At 72.5% G+C, this 16,399-nt stretch carries 16 protein-coding genes, 1 tRNA gene and 1 pseudogene; 9 read left to right on the top strand and 9 right to left on the bottom strand.

Annotation, left to right across the window (positions count from 1 at the left end):
- Position 1 precedes the first annotated feature (1 nt).
- Positions 2-1,789: a hypothetical protein gene (locus tag AB0M79_RS12560; RefSeq protein WP_364211595.1), complete on the top strand. Its 1,788-nt coding sequence runs from the start codon at positions 2-4 to the stop codon at positions 1,787-1,789.
- A gap of 95 nt (positions 1,790-1,884) precedes the next feature.
- Here AB0M79_RS12560 and rsmI read toward each other — a convergent pair whose 3' ends face one another.
- Positions 1,885-2,739, bottom strand: coding sequence for a 16S rRNA (cytidine(1402)-2'-O)-methyltransferase (gene rsmI, locus AB0M79_RS12555; protein ID WP_364211592.1), 855 nt, complete (start codon positions 2,737-2,739; stop codon positions 1,885-1,887).
- 199 nt (positions 2,740-2,938) lie between these two features.
- Between rsmI and AB0M79_RS12550 the strand changes: the two are divergent.
- The 5 genes and pseudogenes from AB0M79_RS12550 to AB0M79_RS12530 form a co-directional block, all read left to right on the top strand.
- A pseudogene (locus tag AB0M79_RS12550) lies at positions 2,939-4,720 on the top strand (phospholipid carrier-dependent glycosyltransferase); the annotation flags it as partial.
- A 436-nt stretch (positions 4,721-5,156) separates the two neighbouring features.
- Complete coding sequence (locus AB0M79_RS12545) at positions 5,157-5,810, top strand: HNH endonuclease family protein (protein WP_364211590.1); 654 nt, start codon at positions 5,157-5,159, stop codon at positions 5,808-5,810.
- A 98-nt stretch (positions 5,811-5,908) separates the two neighbouring features.
- A complete protein-coding gene (locus tag AB0M79_RS12540; RefSeq protein ID WP_364211587.1) occupies positions 5,909-6,568 on the top strand; it encodes a dienelactone hydrolase family protein in 660 nt (219 codons plus the stop codon).
- Between the two features lie 71 nt (positions 6,569-6,639).
- Positions 6,640-7,002: an MmcQ/YjbR family DNA-binding protein gene (locus AB0M79_RS12535; protein ID WP_357538927.1), complete on the top strand. Its 363-nt coding sequence runs from the start codon at positions 6,640-6,642 to the stop codon at positions 7,000-7,002.
- Between the two features lie 107 nt (positions 7,003-7,109).
- On the top strand, positions 7,110-7,346 hold the full coding sequence (locus AB0M79_RS12530; RefSeq protein ID WP_357538928.1) for a helix-turn-helix domain-containing protein: 237 nt from the start codon (positions 7,110-7,112) through the stop codon (positions 7,344-7,346).
- A 28-nt stretch (positions 7,347-7,374) separates the two neighbouring features.
- Here the strand turns inward: AB0M79_RS12530 and AB0M79_RS12525 are convergent, their stop codons facing one another.
- Together AB0M79_RS12525 and AB0M79_RS12520 are read right to left on the bottom strand one after the other, a co-directional pair.
- Positions 7,375-7,902, bottom strand: coding sequence for an SRPBCC family protein (locus AB0M79_RS12525; RefSeq protein WP_364211583.1), 528 nt, complete (start codon positions 7,900-7,902; stop codon positions 7,375-7,377).
- 67 nt (positions 7,903-7,969) lie between these two features.
- A complete protein-coding gene (locus tag AB0M79_RS12520) occupies positions 7,970-8,350 on the bottom strand; it encodes a metalloregulator ArsR/SmtB family transcription factor (RefSeq protein ID WP_364211580.1) in 381 nt (126 codons plus the stop codon).
- Positions 8,351-8,762: 412 nt separating this feature from the next.
- On the opposite strand from AB0M79_RS12520, the gene AB0M79_RS12515 reads away from it, so the two are divergent.
- Both AB0M79_RS12515 and AB0M79_RS12510 read left to right on the top strand, forming a co-directional pair.
- Entirely contained in the window at positions 8,763-9,719 is a 957-nt protein-coding gene (locus tag AB0M79_RS12515) for a LysR family transcriptional regulator (protein WP_364211577.1), read from the top strand.
- Positions 9,720-9,775: 56 nt separating this feature from the next.
- Positions 9,776-10,615, top strand: a complete 840-nt coding sequence (locus AB0M79_RS12510; RefSeq protein WP_364211574.1) for an oxygenase MpaB family protein — start codon at positions 9,776-9,778, stop codon at positions 10,613-10,615.
- Here the strand turns inward: AB0M79_RS12510 and AB0M79_RS12505 are convergent.
- Together AB0M79_RS12505 and AB0M79_RS12500 are read right to left on the bottom strand one after the other, a co-directional pair.
- Complete coding sequence (locus AB0M79_RS12505; protein ID WP_364211571.1) at positions 10,612-11,268, bottom strand: response regulator transcription factor; 657 nt, start codon at positions 11,266-11,268, stop codon at positions 10,612-10,614. The two genes, AB0M79_RS12510 and AB0M79_RS12505, sit on opposite strands and share 4 nt — an antisense overlap.
- On the bottom strand, positions 11,265-12,431 hold the full coding sequence (locus AB0M79_RS12500) for a histidine kinase (protein WP_364211568.1): 1,167 nt from the start codon (positions 12,429-12,431) through the stop codon (positions 11,265-11,267). The genes AB0M79_RS12505 and AB0M79_RS12500 overlap by 4 nt, the downstream gene beginning before the upstream one ends.
- 132 nt (positions 12,432-12,563) lie before the next feature.
- Here AB0M79_RS12500 and AB0M79_RS12495 point away from each other — a divergent pair, with 132 nt between their 5' ends.
- Positions 12,564-13,043: a hypothetical protein gene (locus AB0M79_RS12495; RefSeq protein WP_364211565.1), complete on the top strand. Its 480-nt coding sequence runs from the start codon at positions 12,564-12,566 to the stop codon at positions 13,041-13,043.
- Between the two features lie 60 nt (positions 13,044-13,103).
- On the opposite strand, the gene AB0M79_RS12490 is transcribed toward AB0M79_RS12495, so the two are convergent.
- From AB0M79_RS12490 to glp, 4 genes are all read right to left on the bottom strand, one after another.
- Positions 13,104-13,177 (bottom strand) — tRNA-Ala (locus AB0M79_RS12490).
- Positions 13,178-13,447: 270 nt separating this feature from the next.
- Positions 13,448-14,239 carry a hypothetical protein gene (locus AB0M79_RS12485; RefSeq protein ID WP_364211562.1) on the bottom strand — a complete coding sequence of 264 codons (792 nt, stop codon included), beginning with the start codon at positions 14,237-14,239 and terminating at the stop codon, positions 13,448-13,450.
- Positions 14,240-14,438: 199 nt separating this feature from the next.
- Entirely contained in the window at positions 14,439-15,077 is a 639-nt protein-coding gene (locus AB0M79_RS12480; RefSeq protein WP_364211559.1) for a GNAT family protein, read from the bottom strand.
- On the bottom strand, positions 15,077-16,390 hold the full coding sequence (glp, locus tag AB0M79_RS12475) for a gephyrin-like molybdotransferase Glp (protein ID WP_357543657.1): 1,314 nt from the start codon (positions 16,388-16,390) through the stop codon (positions 15,077-15,079). Before glp ends, AB0M79_RS12480 begins: the two co-directional genes overlap by 1 nt.
- Positions 16,391-16,399 lie beyond the last annotated feature (9 nt).

The following is a 16,399-nucleotide window of genomic DNA, read 5'->3' as shown; positions in this document are numbered from 1 at the left end:
TGTGACGGGCGAATCTACGGCGGCGCGACCGGGCGACAGCACCGACAGCACACCGGCCACGACGGCCCGGCCCGGGACCGGCCGGGGCGGCAGCGGTGCCGGCCCCTGGGCGGAAACGGGCCCGGACGCCGCCTGGTGGCGGGGCGATCCGGCCGCCACGGCGGCCAGGTTCGCTTCGGCACCGGCATCCGAACCGGCCGTCCCGCCGGCCCCGACCGTCAGCCTGACGCCGGAGGCCCGGACCGCGCCACCCACCGAGACGGAGGCCGACCGGCCCGGCCCGGTGCGGGAGCCCGTCGAGCCGGACCCGATGCCGACGCCCGTCGCGCCCGGTCCGGCCGCCCTGGGTGCGGCGGTCCCCGGCCGAATTGCGGCTCCGGCCGAACCCGCCCCCGCGGTGCCGGCGGATCCGCCGGCACCGTCCGACGACGCGCCCAGAGCCGCCGAGTTCGTGAAGCCGGCCCCCGCGCCCACGGACGCGCCCACCCGGCCCGGCACCGACCTCCCGGCACCCCGGGCGGCCGCCCCGATCCCGGCGGCCACGGACGCCCCGGATCCGGACACCCCGGATCCGGACGGGGCACCGACCGCCACAACCGAGCCGGCCATGGTGAGTGCACCCGTCGCCGCGCCCGACGTCACCGACGAGCCCGAGCCGGCCGATGCCCCTGAAGCAGGCAAAGCACCCGAACCCACTACAGAACCCGAACCAGCCGACGAGGGGTCGACCGGCGGAGCGGGGACGACCGGAGAACCCGAGGCCGCCGAACGGCCCGAGCAGGCCGACGAACCCGAACCGGCACACGGACCCGAGTTGGTGCACGAAGCCGAGCCGGTGCACGAAGCCGTGGCCGGCACGGTGCCGCTCCCGGCCGGCGGCCACGCCCCCGCGACGAAACCCGACCCGGCCGGCACCCCCGAGGGCGTCCGCGCCGAACCCGACCCCGAGCCGGCCGTCGTCGACGGTGACAGCGGCACCGGCAGCCGGCGCGACGGGGTCGAGCCGACGATCGGAGTGGAGTCCGCCCAGCTCGAACTGCCGGCGCAACCGGTCGTGGTGGCGCGGCCGGTACCCGCCGTACCGGATGGGGGTGGCCGGGCGACGGCCCGGGCCGCGGTCCCTGCCGCACGCGCGGCGGAGCCCGCGCGGACGGCCCCGGCGGACGGCGAACCGTTCTGGTTGCCGACCGAGGACGTGCCCGGTGACGGGCCGGAGTGGCCGGGGCAGCGGATGCGGGCCGGCCGGCGGCAGCCGGCGACGGCCGCGCCGCGACGGGGCAAGGTGCCCCGGCCGCCGCGCCGCCCGATCGCCGGCCTGGCGTCGCTGGTGCTGTTGGCGCTGGTGGCGACGTTCTTCGCGTGGGTGAGTGCCGAGCCGCTGTGGCTCGCGCTGGGGCGCGGCAGCGCCGGTACGGCGACCGTGACGAACTGTGCCGGCGACGGTGTCGGCCAGCGCTGCGAGGGTGCGTTCACGTCCACGGGCGGGACGTTCACCAGCGGGTCGGTACGGCTGCTCGGGGTGGCACAGGAGCAGCGGAGTGCCGGTACGCAGGTGTCGGCGCGGATGGTCGACTCGGACAGCGGTACGGCGTACGTGGCCGGCGACACGGCGACGCTGCATCTGCGGTGGGCGCTCGGGCTGACGCTGGTCCTGCTGTGCGGGGTCGGCATCGTCTGGGCGACGGGCGCGCTGCGCCTGACCGACCGGCGGTCCCGGCGCCTGGCGACCCTGACCAGCCTGGCCGCCCCGCTGCTCCTGACCATCGGCTTCCTGGCCGCGACGTTCTGACCGCCGCCCCGCATGATCCTGGTGATCAGGGAGTGGGTCGGGCGTGTCGTCGGCGCGTCGGGGTGCGAACTCCCTGATCACGCGGATCTTGGCGGTCAGGCCGGGGCGTGGACGATCTGGTAGACGTCGCGTCGGCGGAGCGCGTGGGTGGTCGCCACCGCTTCGATGGCGTCGCGGCGGGTCATGCCGGCGGCCTCGTGGCCGGCCACCTCGGCCCGTAGCTCGGCGTCGGTCGGCCGCGGCGGCGGGCCGGCCGGCGCGCCGGCCACCACCAGGGTGATCTCGCCGCGCGGTTCGCCGGCGGCGGCCCAGGTGGCCAGTTCGCCGAGCGGCTGGCGCAGCACCTCCTCGTACGTCTTGGTCAGCTCGCGACAGACGGCGGCCGGCCGGTCGGGGCCGAAGGTGGTGGCGAGGTCGGCGAGCGTGCCGGCGATCCGGTGCGGCGACTCGAAGAAGATCAGGGTGCGTTCCTCGGTGGCGAGGGCGCGTAGCCGGGCGCGGCGCGGGCCGCCGGTGCGGGGCAGGAAGCCCTCGAAGCAGAACCGATCGCTGGGCAGGCCGGAGACGGCGAGCGCGGTGGTGACGGCGCTCGGACCGGGGGCGGCGGTGACCGGTGCCCCGGCGTCGAGGGTGGCCCGGACGAGGCGATAGCCGGGGTCGGAGACGCTCGGCATGCCGCCGTCGGTAACCAGCGCGACCAGCGCGCCGTCCACGATGGCCCGGACCAGGTCGGCGGTGCGCCGTTCCTCGTTGCCCTCGAAGTACGACACGATCCGGCCGGCAACGGTGATGTCGAGGTCGCGGGCCAGCCGGGTGAGGCGTCGGGTGTCCTCGGCGGCGACGATGTCGGCGGCGGCGAGCGTGTCCCGCAGCCGGGTGGAGGCGTCGGCGGGGTTCCCGAGCGGTGCGCCAACAAGCACCAGTCGCCCTTTTGCGGACAAATTTCCCACCAATCGAGCCCTTCATCGACACGCGTGACTTACAACAGTTGGACAACGGACGTCGTTTTACGCCTCCGCAGCCTACGATCGCGGGGTGACCCCGGCGGCGACAGCGCAGAAGCGCATCGACAGCGCGCAGACCGTCCGCGAACAACCGGACGAATCGGTGCCCACCGCGTCCGGCGGCGGACCGGACGACGGCCCGGCGCGCGGCATCCCGGCGATCGTACGGCGCCGCCTGGCGCCCTTCGACGCACGCCTCGACCCGTGGTCCTGGGTCGCGACCGGCGTCGTCGTGGCGATCGCCGCGATCCTGCGCCTGGTCGGGCTGGGACATCCGCCGGGCAAGATCTTCGACGAGATCTACTACGCCCGCGACGCGTGGGGCCTGGTCACCAAGGGCGTCGAGTGGAACTACACGGACAACGTCGCCTCCTACGTGGTGCATCCGCCGCTCGGCAAGTGGCTGATCGGGCTCGGCCAGTGGGCCTTCGGCTACGCCGACACCGAGCAGAACATCTCGGTCGCCGGCAACATCGTGACCCTCTCGCCGGAGGTCGGCTGGCGGATCGCCCCGGCGATCATCGGCGCCCTGTCCGTGCTCATCATGGTCCGGACGGCCCGCCGGCTCTTCCACTCCACCGTGCTCGGTTGCGCCGCCGGTCTGCTGGTCGCCCTCGACGGCTTCCACCTCGTACTGTCGCGCACCGCGCTGCTCGACATCTTCATCATGTTCTTCGTCTTCGCCGCCTTCGCCGCCCTGGTCGTCGACCGTGACGTACGGCGCCGCCGCTGGCTGAACGCGATGGAGACGGGCCTCGACCCGAGCCGCCCCGGACGGGCCGGCCGGCCCGCCTTCGACTGGCGCACCGGGATCCCGTGGTGGCGGCTGCTCGCCTTCGTGCTGATGGGCTGCGCCGTCGCGGTGAAATGGAGCGCGCTCGCCTTCGTACCGGTCTTCGTGCTGATGATCGTGTGGTGGGAGGCCGGGGCCCGCCGTTCGGCCGGCGTACGGCGGCCGTGGCGCGACACGCTGCTCGACGAGACCGGCTGGCTGGCCCTGGGCGCCGTGGTGCTGGCGCTCACCTACCTGGCGACCTGGACCGGCTGGTTCCTCAGCGACGAGGGCTACTACCGGCACTGGCGGGCCGATTCCGGCCTGTCCGAGCCGCCGATCATCGGGGCGCTGCTCAACCTGGCGCACTACCACTCCGAGGCGTACAACTTCCACAGCACCCTGGACCGGCCGCACACCTACCAGTCGTGGCCGTGGCAGTGGCTGCTGCTCGGCCGCCCGGTGGCCTTCTACTGGTCGACCGACGGGGCCTGCGGGGCGGCGAGCTGTGCGGCCGAAATCCTGCTGCTCGGCACGCCGCTGCTGTGGTGGTCGTTCCTGCCGGCGATCGTGGCGGTGGCCTGGCTCGGCATCGCCCGCCGGGACTGGCGGGCCGGCACGATCCTGCTCGCCCTGGCCGCCGGCCTGCTGCCCTGGTTCTACTACGCGCTCGACAGCCGCACGATGTTCAACTTCTACACCGCGCCGGCCCAGCCCTTCCTGGTGCTGGCGGTGGTCTACGTGCTCGGGGCGATCATCGGCCAGACCCGGCCGGCGGTGCCGGCCGGCGGTGCCGACGCGTCCCCGGCACAGCCGGGCGACACCGGCGGACCGCCGGACGCCGGCCCGCCGGAGAGCGTCGCCGGCCCGGGGGTGGGGCGGCCGAGCGAGCCGCCGCCCAGGTCGGAAGCGGCCGGCGCCGCGCCGGCCGAGGGCTCCGACGTGGTCGTGGTTGGCGAGAAGTCGACGACCACCGAGCCGGAGCCGGCGTCGTCGGGTAGCTCCGACCGCCGGCTGGTCGGCGCGGTCATCGCTGGCGTGTACGTCCTGCTGGTGGCGGTCTGTTTCGCGTACTTCCACCCGGTGTTCGTCGGGAAGCTGTTGCCCTATGCCGAGTGGTCGGCGCGGATGTGGCTGGGCAGTCGCTGGATCTGATCGGGTCGACCGGCCGGGGCGCCACGGGTTCCACCGCGGCGTGCCGGCCCGGTGGGCTGCGGCCCCGCACGGCTTGACACCGGGCTGATCAGGCACGACAGGCGGCAGGCTCAGGCGCGACAAGCAGGCAGGATCAGGCGCACCTACCAGGCGGATCAGGCGCAAAAAGGTGCGCGCCCCGATCGCCTGCCACGGGGGAAGCGGGCGATTGGGGCGCGCACGCATGAGCTTAACCACCCTGGATCACCCGCACAACGGGTGACCTCCGGTCAGATTTCTGACCATAGCCTCAGCTTGCGACCGGCGGGACCGCCATGATCGCCGGTTGGCCGGCTCACCTTCTCCCACTGTTTACGCAAGATCCCTTCCCCCAAGGGAACCGTATATGTCTATATCTGCGTCAGACGATTTATCTCTCGACGTGGATGGAGTCGACATGTCACGGACCCTCCGTTGGGCTGCCGCCCTACTGGCCGGCAGCACCGTCGCCGTACTCGGCGTCGCCGCCCCCGCTCAGGCCGCCACCATCTCCCAGCCACTACGTACGATGATTGCCAACCTGCCCGTCGCCAGCGAGGTCCGTACGGGTTACAACCGGGACCTCTTCCCGCACTGGATCGACGCGAACAGCAACGGCTGCAACACCCGTTACGAGGTGCTCATCGCCGAGGCGACCACCCGGCCCTCCGTCGGCTCCGGCTGCACGCTGTCCGGCGGCCGCTGGTACTCGTACTACGACGGTGTCTCCACCACCACGCCCAGCGGCTTCGACATCGACCACATGGTGCCGCTGGCCGAGGCGTGGGACTCCGGCGCCCGCAACTGGACCAACTCGCGCCGGCAGTCGTTCGCCAACGACCTCGGCGACGCCCGGTCCCTGGTCGCCGTCACCGCCAGCAGCAACCGCTCGAAGGGCGACAAGGACCCGGCCGAGTGGACGCCGTCGCGCGACCTGTGCCGCTACATCGGCGAGTGGACCGCGGTGAAGACCCGCTGGCGTCTCACCGTCGACACCGCCGAGAAGAACGCCCTGACCAGTCGCGCCGCCGGCTGCTCCAACGTCACGCTGACCGTCACCCACGCCTTCTGACCCCGGGTCCGGTCCACCGCCGGAAGATCACGGGATAGTCCGGCGGTGGACCGGGTACGTCCTTCGGGACCGTCGTCGGCGGAACCGGAGGGTATGTCGTGAACGTCCAGACAACCGAAACCCAGATCAAGATCGGCCAGATACGCCTCGACGCCGACCTGGTGGTGCCGCCCGACGCCGAGGGCCTGGTCGTGTTCGCCCACGGGAGCGGCAGCTCCCGGCACAGCCCGCGCAACCGGGCGGTGGCCGCCGTGTTCAACGAACGTCACCTGGCCACCCTGCTCGTCGACCTGCTCACGCCCGAGGAGGAGCAGACCGACCTGCAGACCGCCGAGCTGCGGTTCGACATCGGGCTGCTCGCCGACCGGCTGGTCAACATCGTGGACTGGCTGGGCGACAGCCGGGCCACGCCGCCGCTGCCGATCGGGCTGTTCGGCGCCAGCACCGGCGGGGCCGCCGCCCTGGTCGCCGCCGCCGCGGCACGCGACCACATCCGGGCGGTGGTGTCGCGTGGCGGCCGGCCCGACCTCGCCGGCCCGGCGCTCGGCGACGTACGGGCACCGGTCCTGCTGCTGGTCGGCGAGTTGGACCACGACGTACTCGAACTGAACCGGCAGGCCGCCAAGATGCTGTGCGCCGGCACCGAGCTGCGGATCATCCCCGGCGCCACCCACCTCTTCGAGGAGCCCGGCGCGCTGGAACAGGTGGCCGACGAGGCCGCGACCTGGTTCCACGACCACCTGACCATGCCGGCCTGACCGACGGATCACCCGCCTTCTGTCCGACCCCCGCCGTAGCCTGACCGGACCGGCTACGGAGGGGCGGACGGATGGACCTGCTGGCGGGCGTACGCAAGATCTGTCTCGGGTTTCCCGAGGTCACCGAGCGACTGAGTCACGGCACACCGACCTGGTTCGTGCGTGGCAAGAGCACCTTCGTGACGCTGCACGAGACCGGCCATCACCGGAACCAGTTCCCGCACCTGTGGTGCGCGGCGCCGGCGGGCGCGCAGGAGGAGCTGATCGCGGCCGAGCCGGAGCGGTTCTTCCGCCCGCCCTACGTCGGCCACCGGGGTTGGCTCGGCGTACGCCTCGACGGCGACGTGGACTGGACCGAGATCGCCGAGCTGTGCGAGGACGCCTACCGGGTGATCGCGCCGAAGGGTCTGGTCGCCGAACTCGACGCCCGCTAGCGCCACGGCTAGGCGTCAACTGTCGTTGACAGCCTTTCGGACGTCAACTACCGTTGACTTATCAACCAAAGTTGACGGACTCCCGGAGTCTGCCCAGACTGTCGGGCATGGAGGCTGACGAGCTGATGAGCCTGGTCAAGGTAGCCGGCGACGACGATCCGAAAAGGGCCCTCGCCGCCACCGCCGCCGCCCGCCGCGAACTCGAACGCCTGGAAGCGGTGCAGGTTCGCCGCGCCCGCGCCCAGGGCGGCACCTGGGCCGAGATCGCCACCGCGCTCGGCGTGAGCAAGCAGGCCGTACACAAGAAGTACGGCGGCCGCGTCCTGTTCCACAGCGAACGATAGCCCGGACCGCACGGCCGGCCGACCCGGCTCAGCCGGCGACGCGGGCCTGCGCCGCGAAGTAGTCGGCCTGCGCCGGGAAGTAGTCGGCGAAGTCCGGCAGTGGCCGCCCGTCCCGCGCCGCCACCAGCATGTCGAGGTAGTACTCCCAGCCCGGGCCGGCGTTCTCGGCCATCCCCGGATCGGCCAGGTGGTGCACGAGTTCGAGTGTGGTCACCCCGCCGTCCTCGGTCAGCCGCACCTCCATCCGCCAGTCCCCCGCCTCGTCGAGCATCGAGACGGCGAGACGCCGGGGCGGCTCACACACCTCGATCCGCAGGTCGCACCAGGGCGCGCCCTCCTCGAAGCCCATCTGCACCTCGACGGTGCGACCAGGGCCGGGCTCGCCGCGCCAGGCGCCGAACCAGCGAACCGTCCGGTCCGGCTCGGTGACGCTCGCCCAGACGTCGTCGATCGAGGCCCGGAACGTCCGGGTCAGGACCATGTCGTACGCCCCGGCCGCGCCCCTGCCGACCCGCCCGGTCGGCTTCGGGACAATCCCCTCACTTCGCTCGGTCATGCGTCCTCCTCACTTCGTTCGGCTGACGCATCGCCACTGAGCCAGCCGGCTCCCTCACTTCGTTCGGTCACGCGATCTCCTCCTGATCGGCTGTGGTGCGCCGTCCGGACCGGTCGGTCGGGGCGGCGCGACGGTCGCGCCGGGTGCGGCGCACCTCGGTGTCGAGAGCGTCGAGCCGGCGCTCCCACGCGCCGGCCCGGTCGAGGCCGGTGATCCACGCGACCAGCGGGCCGAGTGGCCCGGTGTCGATCGAGTAGACCCGGTGCCGCCCGTCGATCCGGTCCACGACCAGGCCGCTTTCCCGCAGCACCCGCAGGTGGCGACTGATCGCGGGGCGACTGACGGTGAACCGTGCCGCGATGTCGCCGGCGGCGAGCGGACGCTCGCGCAACGCCTCCAGGATCTCCCGACGGACCGGGTCGGCGATGGCATGGGCGACGACATCCACGAAAACATGTAACCACATGGTTACGAGTACGGCAAGAAGCCGGCCGCCGCGGAAACCTCCCCGCGACGGCCGACCTCCGACTCGACAGCACCTCGGGCGGCGCCGCGCAGTACCGCCACCCGGACATCAACCCCTGGCGGTAGGTCCAGAGGGTGTAGGTGCAGAGACCGTTCCAGTCACAGCGGTGGTCGAGCCAGCGCCCCCGGACCATGCCCTTCACCCCGGCCGGTTCACACCGCGCCTTGGCGGCGTTCGGGTCGCCGACGTTGACCCATGCCGCGTTTTGCTCCAGCCCGTATTCCGACTGGAACAACAGAAGGTCGGCCAACCCGGAACCAATACTCGTCGGCGGTGTGCGACGGGCCAGGAAAATGCCCATTCCGACCCGCAGGCAATTGATAGCGTTTGATTTATGGGTGGCTACCCCACGCAACGGAAGACGCCGGTTACCCCCGGCCCGCAGACCGATCCCAGCGTCCATCAACTCCGGCTGCTGCTCGTCCTCGCCGAGGAGCTGCACTTCGGCCGGGCCGCAGCCAGGCTGTTCATGACCCAGCCGGCGCTCAGCAGACAGATCAAGACCCTGGAGGACCGCCTCGCCGTGCGCCTGGTCGAACGCACCACCCGTACGGTCCAACTCACCCCCGCCGGGCGGGCCCTGCTCCCGGCGGTACGGGAGACGGTGAGCGCGATGGACCTGCTCCGTCGGGAAGCCGACACCCACGGGCGGACCCTCACCGGGCGCCTGTCGATCGGTTCCATCGGTGCCGAGGCGGCGATGCCGTTCACCCGCGCCATCCTCGACGAACTGCGCGGCCGGCACCCCGACCTCGACGTACGGATGTCCAGCCTGAACTTCGTCGAGCACATCGCCGCCCTGCTCAGCGGCGTTGTCGACGTGGTCTTCCTGCGCCCGCCGGTGCCGCCCGGCATCGGCCTGCTGCACCTCGCGACCGAGCCACGGGTCGCCTGCCTGTCCGCCGACGACCCGCTCGCCGCCGAGCCCCGACTCACCCTCGCCCGGCTGTCCGGGCACACGTTCCTCGACGTACCGCCGGCGGCGTCCCGGGTCTGGTGGGATTTCTGGGCGGTGAACCCCCGCCCGGACGGCACGGCGGTGCGCTTCGGTCCGGCGGTCGCCGACATGGAGGGTCTGTTGCACGCGGTGTCCCGGGGCGAGGGCATCTGCTTCCTGCCGGCGGCGGCGCGGGAGTTCTACCCCCGGCCCGGCATCGCCTATCGCGACGTGGCGGATCTCCCGCCGAGCACGTCGGCGCTGGCCTGGCTGGACGGCAACCGGGACCAGCCGGCCGTCGCCGCGATCCGGCACGCCGCCCGTACAGTGCTGGCCCGCCCATCGCCGATCTGAATTCAATAGCACGCCGGCGCAAAACCGGGCTTGAGCGCAATTCCTACCTTGTGCCGATGCAGAGATCTGACCACCTGGCCGTTATCCAGGAACTGGACCCGCACCGGGACTATGCGGAAATCTACCGGCTGATGGTCTTCCACGAATTCCCGTGGGATCTGCGAACAGCCGGCAAACTGATGATCTGGCATTTGTACGCCCTACCGTCGACCGCCCGGGTCGTCGGGTCGACCGACGCACTGCTCGAACGGGCCGAGGGCACCGCGCTGACCTTCGGTGACCTCATCGAGCACGGCCTCGACTCGCCGCAGGGCCGGGCGACCATCCGCCTCGTCAACCGGTCGCACCGGGGCTGGCCGATCACCACCGAGGACCACCGCTACGCCCTCGCCGGGCTCACCGTCACCACGCTGCGCTGGCTCGACCGGCACGGCTGGCGGCGACCGTCCACCAACGAACGCGTAGCCGTGGCCGTCTTCTTCGCCGAACTCGGCCGCCGCATGGGCGTACCGGACCTGCCCCGCGACCCCGACGTCCTGGCCGACTACCTGGCCGGGTACGAACGCGACCGGCTCGCGTACACCGCCGAGGGCCGGCGGTGCAGCGAGCGGACGATCGCGATGGCCCGCGCCCGGGTGCCCCGACCGCTGGCCCCGCTCGTCGGCCCCGCCATCGCCGCCCTGCTCGACGACCCGGTACGCGCCGCGGTCGGCCTGCCCCGCGCGGGCCGGGCCGTCCGCTGGTCACTGCGGACCATGCTGTACGTCCGGCGCCGGCTGCTCCGGTTCCTGCCGCCCCGACGGGTGCCGACGACGCCACGTACCCGCCGTGGCCTGCCACCGCTGCTGCCGGGCGATCCGCTGCCGGCAGCCGGCCACGCCCCGGTTCCGGGCTAGTCGATGATGTCGAGCCCGGACCGGTGGGCGATGACCGCCAGCGCGGTCCGGTCCCGGGCACCGAGCTTGAAGAGGATCCGGCTGACGTAGGTGCGGGCGGTCGCCGGACTGATGTGGAGTGCGGCGGCGATCTCGTCGTTCGTCGCGCCGGACCCGATCCGGGCGAGGACGGCGAGTTCCCGTTCGGTCAGCGCGGCCAGCCGCGGATCCGGTACGGGCGGCTTCGGCGCCCGGGCGAGGCGTTCCATCACACGCCGGGCGATCGACGGCGAGAGCAGGTTGCCGCCGGCCGCCGCGGTGTGGACCGCCCGTCGGAGTTCGTCGGACGAGGTGTCCTTGAGCAGGTAACCGGCGGCGCCGAGCGCGATCGCCTGGACGATGTCCTCGTCGTCGTCGAACGTGGTCAGGATCAGGACCCGGGAGCCGGCCAGGGACTCGTCGGCGCGGATCGCCGCCGTCGCCGCCAGCCCGTCCATGCCCGGCATCCGGATGTCCATCAGCACGATGTCGGGACACAGTTCCCGTACCTGGAAAAGCGCGGCGCGGCCGTCGGCCGCCTCGCCGACGACGGTGATCTCCGGGTCGTTCTCCAGCAGGGTCCGCAGCCCCGCCCGGACCAGATCCTGGTCGTCGACGACAAGCACCCTGATCACGACGGCTCCTCCAGCGGAAGCACCGCCCGGACCACGAACCCCGGCTCCTCGCGCCCGGCGGTCAGCGTGCCGCCGAGCGCTTCGGCCCGCTCCCGCATCCCGGTGATGCCGTGCCCCCGGCCGGTGATGCCGTGCTCGCGACCGGCGCCAACGGACCCACCGGCCCCGTCGTCGACCACCCGCAGGTGCAGCACGCTCCCGTCGTCGTACGCCGTCACCAGCGCCCGGCTGCCGCGCGAGTGCTTCACGACGTTGGTGACCGCCTCCTGCACGATCCGGAACGCGGACGCGTCCACCGTGGCCGGAAGTTCGGCGCCGACCCGTACGTCGAATTCGAGGTCGATCCCCGCGGCCGAAGCCGACTCCCACAGCGTGCCGACGTTCGACAGCGAGACGACCGACCGGGAACTCTCGTCCGGCGCCCGCAGCAGGGCGACCGTCCTGCGCAACTCGCTCATCGTACGGGTGGCGGTCGATTTGATCAGATCGAGCGCCGCCCGGGTCTGGGCCTCGTCGCGGCCGAGCGCCTCGCGGGCCACATCGGCGTGCAACGAGATCACCGACGTGGTGTGCCCGATCGAATCGTGCAGTTCCCGCGCGATCGCGAGCCGGTCGGCGTGCACCCGCGCATCCGCCTCCTGCCGGTACCGCTGCGCGGTCAGCTCGGCGATCCGCCGCGCCCCCTCCTGCACCGACCGGCGGGAGCGCACGCTGTCACCGAGCGCGATCGCGGCGGCCATGAGCAGGATGTGCCCGGCCAACTCGTAGTTGACGACGAACGAGAAAGCCTGCCCCTCGACCAGTCGGAAGAACACCGACACGGCGACCACGACCACCCCGGTCACGACCGCGTGGACCAGCCGACCGAACTCGGCGGCCGAGAACAGCGCCGCCGCGACCGGAACGCCCAGACCGACGGCCGGATAGCCGGCGGCGTAGTAGGCGAACAGTCCCAACGCGGTGACGGCGAGCACGACCACCGGATAGCGCCGGCGGGCGAACATCAGGGCGCCCAGGCCGACCGCCCACAGGTAGGCGACCGCGTCCGGGCCGTGCCGTCCGCCCTGGTTCGCCGAGATGGCGACCGACACGACGAGCGTCACCCCCGCACCGAGCAACGCGTCGACCGCCCACGGCGGCAGCCTCCTCGACGCCCACATCATGGTTTCCACCGTACGGAACCCGATGGCGCTTGACCGTCGTCGGAAGGCGACACCCGGAGTCGCTTCCGGACGTATCGACATCGAGAGCGGATACGGATGTGCCGCACCCCCGCCGGTTCCTAACTTCGATCCATGACCTACCACAACCATCCGCCGCGCCAGACGTCCGCGCCCCACCGTCCGACTCTCGGGCTGCCGCTGCTCGCCGTGATCAGCCTCGCCCTGCTCGCGACCCCCCGGGTCGTACTCCACGACCTGGAACTCATTCAGGAGGGGACGCTCGTCAACGCCCTCTTCGTGTTCGTACCGCCGATCATCTGGATCGCGGTCGTCCTCTGGAAGCGGGTGCCGAACCCGTTCATCACGCTGCTCGTCGTCGGTCTCTTCTACGGCGTCTTCCTCGCCCTCGGGCACCAACTGCTCTGGAACGTCAGCTTCGGTGACAACCCGCCCGCGCTCGGCGGGAACCTGACCGACCTCGACCCGGCCGCCCAGTCCGTCATCCTGCGTACGTTCGCCGGAATCAGCAGCGTCTTCACCGGCGTGATCGTCGGAGCGATCACCGGTCTGATCGCCTGGGGTCTGAGCAAGGTCATCGGCCCGAAACGCTGATCCGCGCTTGAACTACGAAAAGGCCGTCTCCGACTACCGGAAACGGCCTTTGACCTGAGGTGGAGCTGAGGGGATTTGAACCCCTGACCCCCTCGATGCGAACGAGGTGCGCTACCAGTCTGCGCCACAGCCCCTCACCGGACCGGAGCCCGGAAGGTCGACCCGGCACCACATCTCGTGGAGCGAGCCGGGAGTCAGGCTAACAGGTCCGGCCGCCGCTCCGCGAATCAGTACCCGGCGCGTCACCCCGTCGGCCACCCACCCGGCAGCGCCGTCCGGTCCGCACCCGCTCCGGTCGTCGTGATCGTCTGCACTTCAGGCGTCCCGGGACGGGGCGTGTCGACTGTCTGAGCCGCAGACGATCAAGGCGGCGCCCCGGCCCGCTGACCCGGTGCAGGGACAGGTCAGCGGGAGTTCGGGCGGCGGGCCTCGTACGCGCGCCCGCGCAGCCCACCCGCCCGCCGGTACGACACCGAACCCGTGACGCCGCCCCCGGACGCCGCCTGCGGCAGGTCCCGGGCCCCGTCCAGGCCCATGGCGGCCCGGCGTACGGCCTCACGCTGGGCGGCGAGCCGGCGCTGCGCCTCGCGCCGGGCGGCTGCCCGGCGGGCCTGCTCGCGGCGTACCTCGGCCTGCCGGGCGGACAGCCAGGCGGCTTCGCGGGCGTCGGCGCGCTGGCGGCGCCGGCCGGCGATGGCCCGGTTGCGCAGGTGCACCACGTAGAGGGCGAGCAGGACGGCGGTCACCGCGAAGCTGATCCAGAAACCGGGGCCGACGACCACGACCCCGATCAGCTCGACGACGTTGAGCAGCAGGAGGGCGGCGAAGACCCGGCGGCGGCGGTGCATGGCGCTCGGGCCGCGCCGGGCCGGTTTGCGCCGGCGGGGGCGGGTGGCGCCGAACGGCACGAGGCGTAGCCGGGTGGAGCGGCGGGTGCCGGGTGGGCCGGACACGGACACCGGTGGTCCGGAGACGGGTGCGTTGGCCCGGGGGGTGGGTGTCGTGGAGTGGCCGGCGTTGAGTGGCCGCCGGCCGGGCACGGTCCGGCGGCGACGGCGGCGCTGCAGCACCCGCGCCGTCGACTGCGCCCGCTCCGCGACCAGCCGCTCGGTGGCGTCGTATCGGCGTACGAGTGCCGGTGCGAGAGCGAGTAGGCCGGCGGCGGCGAGGACGGCGAGGAGCACCGAGGTCGGCACCCTCTCCCCTCCCGTCACCCCAGCGGCAACCGACGTTCCCGACAAGATCCGGGCGGGACGCGCCGACGACGCTCAGGGGCGGTCCGCTGACCAGGTGGATCATGAAGGTGTGTGAGTTGCCGTACGTCCCAGTTACCTGAGGTTACGGCCGGTTGCCGCGATTCTCGTGCGCCGCGCCGACCAGGGCTGCCGGAAAAGATCAAGAGGCGGCGGCGTGCAGCCGGTGCCAGCGGGCCAGCAGGCCGCCTTCGGCCGCCACTTCCTCGCTGGTCAGGGCGTATCCGATGTGGTCGCGCCAGGCGCCGGCGATGTGCATGTAGCGCGGATGGTAGGACTCTTCACGGAAAGCCAACTTCTCCACGACGCGCCGTGACGGCTTGTTCTCGGGACGGATGTTGACCTCGACGCGGTGCAGCCCACCGGCGGTGAAGGCATGGTCGACGGCCAGCGCCATCGCGGTCGGGATGACGCCGCGGCCGGCCACCCGGGCGTCGACCCAGTAGCCGACGTAACCGGAGCAGAACGCGCGGCGCACGATGTTGCCGATGTTGAGGTGGCCGACGAAGCGTTCCCGGCCGTGTTCGCGCAGGCAGACCGCGAACGGCATGCTCTCGCCGCGGCGGGCCGAGCGGCGCTGGTCGCGGTGGACGTAGCGGAAGGCACTGGGCGAGTTGAGCTCTTCCCACCGTCCGACGGGGGTCGACTCCCACGGCGCCAGCCAGCGTTCGTTGGCCCGCCGTACCTCTGACCAGGCCGTCGCGTCGGAGCGCCGGTAGGGACGCAGCAGGACCGGGCCGTCGGCGAGGACGACCGGCCATCCCGGCACGCCGTCGAACATCACCGTCTGCGGTCCAGGAGCAGGGCGTCCACCGTGGAACCGGCGGCGGCCGTGGTCACCCGCTCGCCGAGCACCAGCAGGCCGTTCGCCTCGGCGAGGCCGGAGAGGGTGTAGGGGCCGCCGGGCAGCGGCTGGACGGTGTAGCCGCCGCCGCGCCGCTCGGCGACGTGGGCCGGGCGGAACTCGCGCAGCCCGGCCGGCGACGACACGGTCTCCAGCAGGTGGGCGCGCACGCTGGGACGGAAGACCGGGTCAGCCCCGGCCAGGAGCTGGATCGCCGGCCTGGCCAGCACTTCGAAACCGATCAACGCCGCACCTGGTTCACCGGGTAGACACACGACCGGCACCTCCTCGGCACCGACCGTACCGAATCCGAGCGAGGTTCCAGGGTATAGCGCGACATCGGTGAATGCGACCGGTCCGGGCCGGCCGCCGTCCCGGCGGGACAGGATGCGGCGCACCATGTCGCCGGGGCCGGTGCCGGTGCCGCCGGTGGTGATGATCAGGTCGGCCCGTAGCGTCTGGTCTTCGAGGAGCCCGCGCAGCCCTTCGGGGTCGTCGTCGCAGATCCCGATCCGGTACGCGAGCGCCCCCGCCTCGACCGCCGCCGCGGTCAGCGCGTGCGAGTTGGCGTCGACGACCTGGCCCGGCTGGCTGCCCCGGCCGACCTCGACCAGTTCGTCGCCGGTGGCCACGAGGACCACCCGGGGGCTGGGGCGTACGACGACGTGCCCGATCCCGGTGGCGGCGAAGACGGCGACGAGGGCGGGTGAGACGTACGTGCCGGCGCGGGCCAGCACCTTGCCGGCGGGCAGTTCCTCACCGGCCCGGCGTACGCCGTATCCGCGCTTGGGGGTCCGGAAGATCTCGACGGCGGCCATGCCCTGGTCGGTCCAGTCGATCGGCACCACGACGTCGGCGGCGATCGGCAGCGGCGCACCGGCGGCGACGGAGAAGCAGGTGCCCGGGGTGAGCCGGACCGGGCGCCAGCTGGCGGCACCGAGGTCGCCGACGACGTTGATGCGTACCCCGCGCCCGCGTCCGTCCAACGCGGAACCGGCCGAGGCGAATCCGCCCCGGCCGGCACCGGTGATGTCCTCCCAGCGCGCCGCGTAGCCGTCGATGGCGGCTTGGGCGAAGGCCGGGAAAGAGTGCGGCGCGACGACGTCCTCGGCGAGGACGTTGCCGTACGCCTGGGTGAGGTCGAGGTCGAGCGGGGGCAGCGCCCGCAGCCTGCGCAGCACGCTGCCCAGGTAGTCGGCGAGCGGCGTCAACTCGTTGGCGGCCGCCTCGGCATCGGCCGTAGCTGTCACATCGTCACC

It is taken from the genome of Polymorphospora sp. NPDC051019, from assembly GCF_040683055.1.
GTDB lineage: Bacteria > Actinomycetota > Actinomycetes > Mycobacteriales > Micromonosporaceae > Polymorphospora > Polymorphospora lycopeni.
Note: the sequence above shows the minus strand (reverse complement) of the source record. Positions and strands in the feature narration are given on the sequence as shown.

Excerpts from the sequence above, each read along its gene's own strand:
- AB0M79_RS12535 (WP_357538927.1), top strand. The coding sequence starts at position 6,640 with ATGGACCTGCTGGCGGGCGTACGCAAGATCTGTCTCGGGTTTCCCGAG.
- AB0M79_RS12500 (WP_364211568.1), bottom strand. The coding sequence starts at position 12,431 with ATGATGTGGGCGTCGAGGAGGCTGCCGCCGTGGGCGGTCGACGCGTTG.
- AB0M79_RS12545 (WP_364211590.1), top strand. The coding sequence starts at position 5,157 with ATGTCACGGACCCTCCGTTGGGCTGCCGCCCTACTGGCCGGCAGCACC.
- AB0M79_RS12510 (WP_364211574.1), top strand. The coding sequence starts at position 9,776 with ATGCAGAGATCTGACCACCTGGCCGTTATCCAGGAACTGGACCCGCAC.
- AB0M79_RS12515 (WP_364211577.1), top strand. The coding sequence starts at position 8,763 with ATGGGTGGCTACCCCACGCAACGGAAGACGCCGGTTACCCCCGGCCCG.
- AB0M79_RS12525 (WP_364211583.1), bottom strand. The coding sequence starts at position 7,902 with ATGACCGAGCGAAGTGAGGGGATTGTCCCGAAGCCGACCGGGCGGGTC.
- AB0M79_RS12495 (WP_364211565.1), top strand. The coding sequence starts at position 12,564 with ATGACCTACCACAACCATCCGCCGCGCCAGACGTCCGCGCCCCACCGT.
- AB0M79_RS12480 (WP_364211559.1), bottom strand. The coding sequence starts at position 15,077 with ATGTTCGACGGCGTGCCGGGATGGCCGGTCGTCCTCGCCGACGGCCCG.
- AB0M79_RS12530 (WP_357538928.1), top strand. The coding sequence starts at position 7,110 with ATGGAGGCTGACGAGCTGATGAGCCTGGTCAAGGTAGCCGGCGACGAC.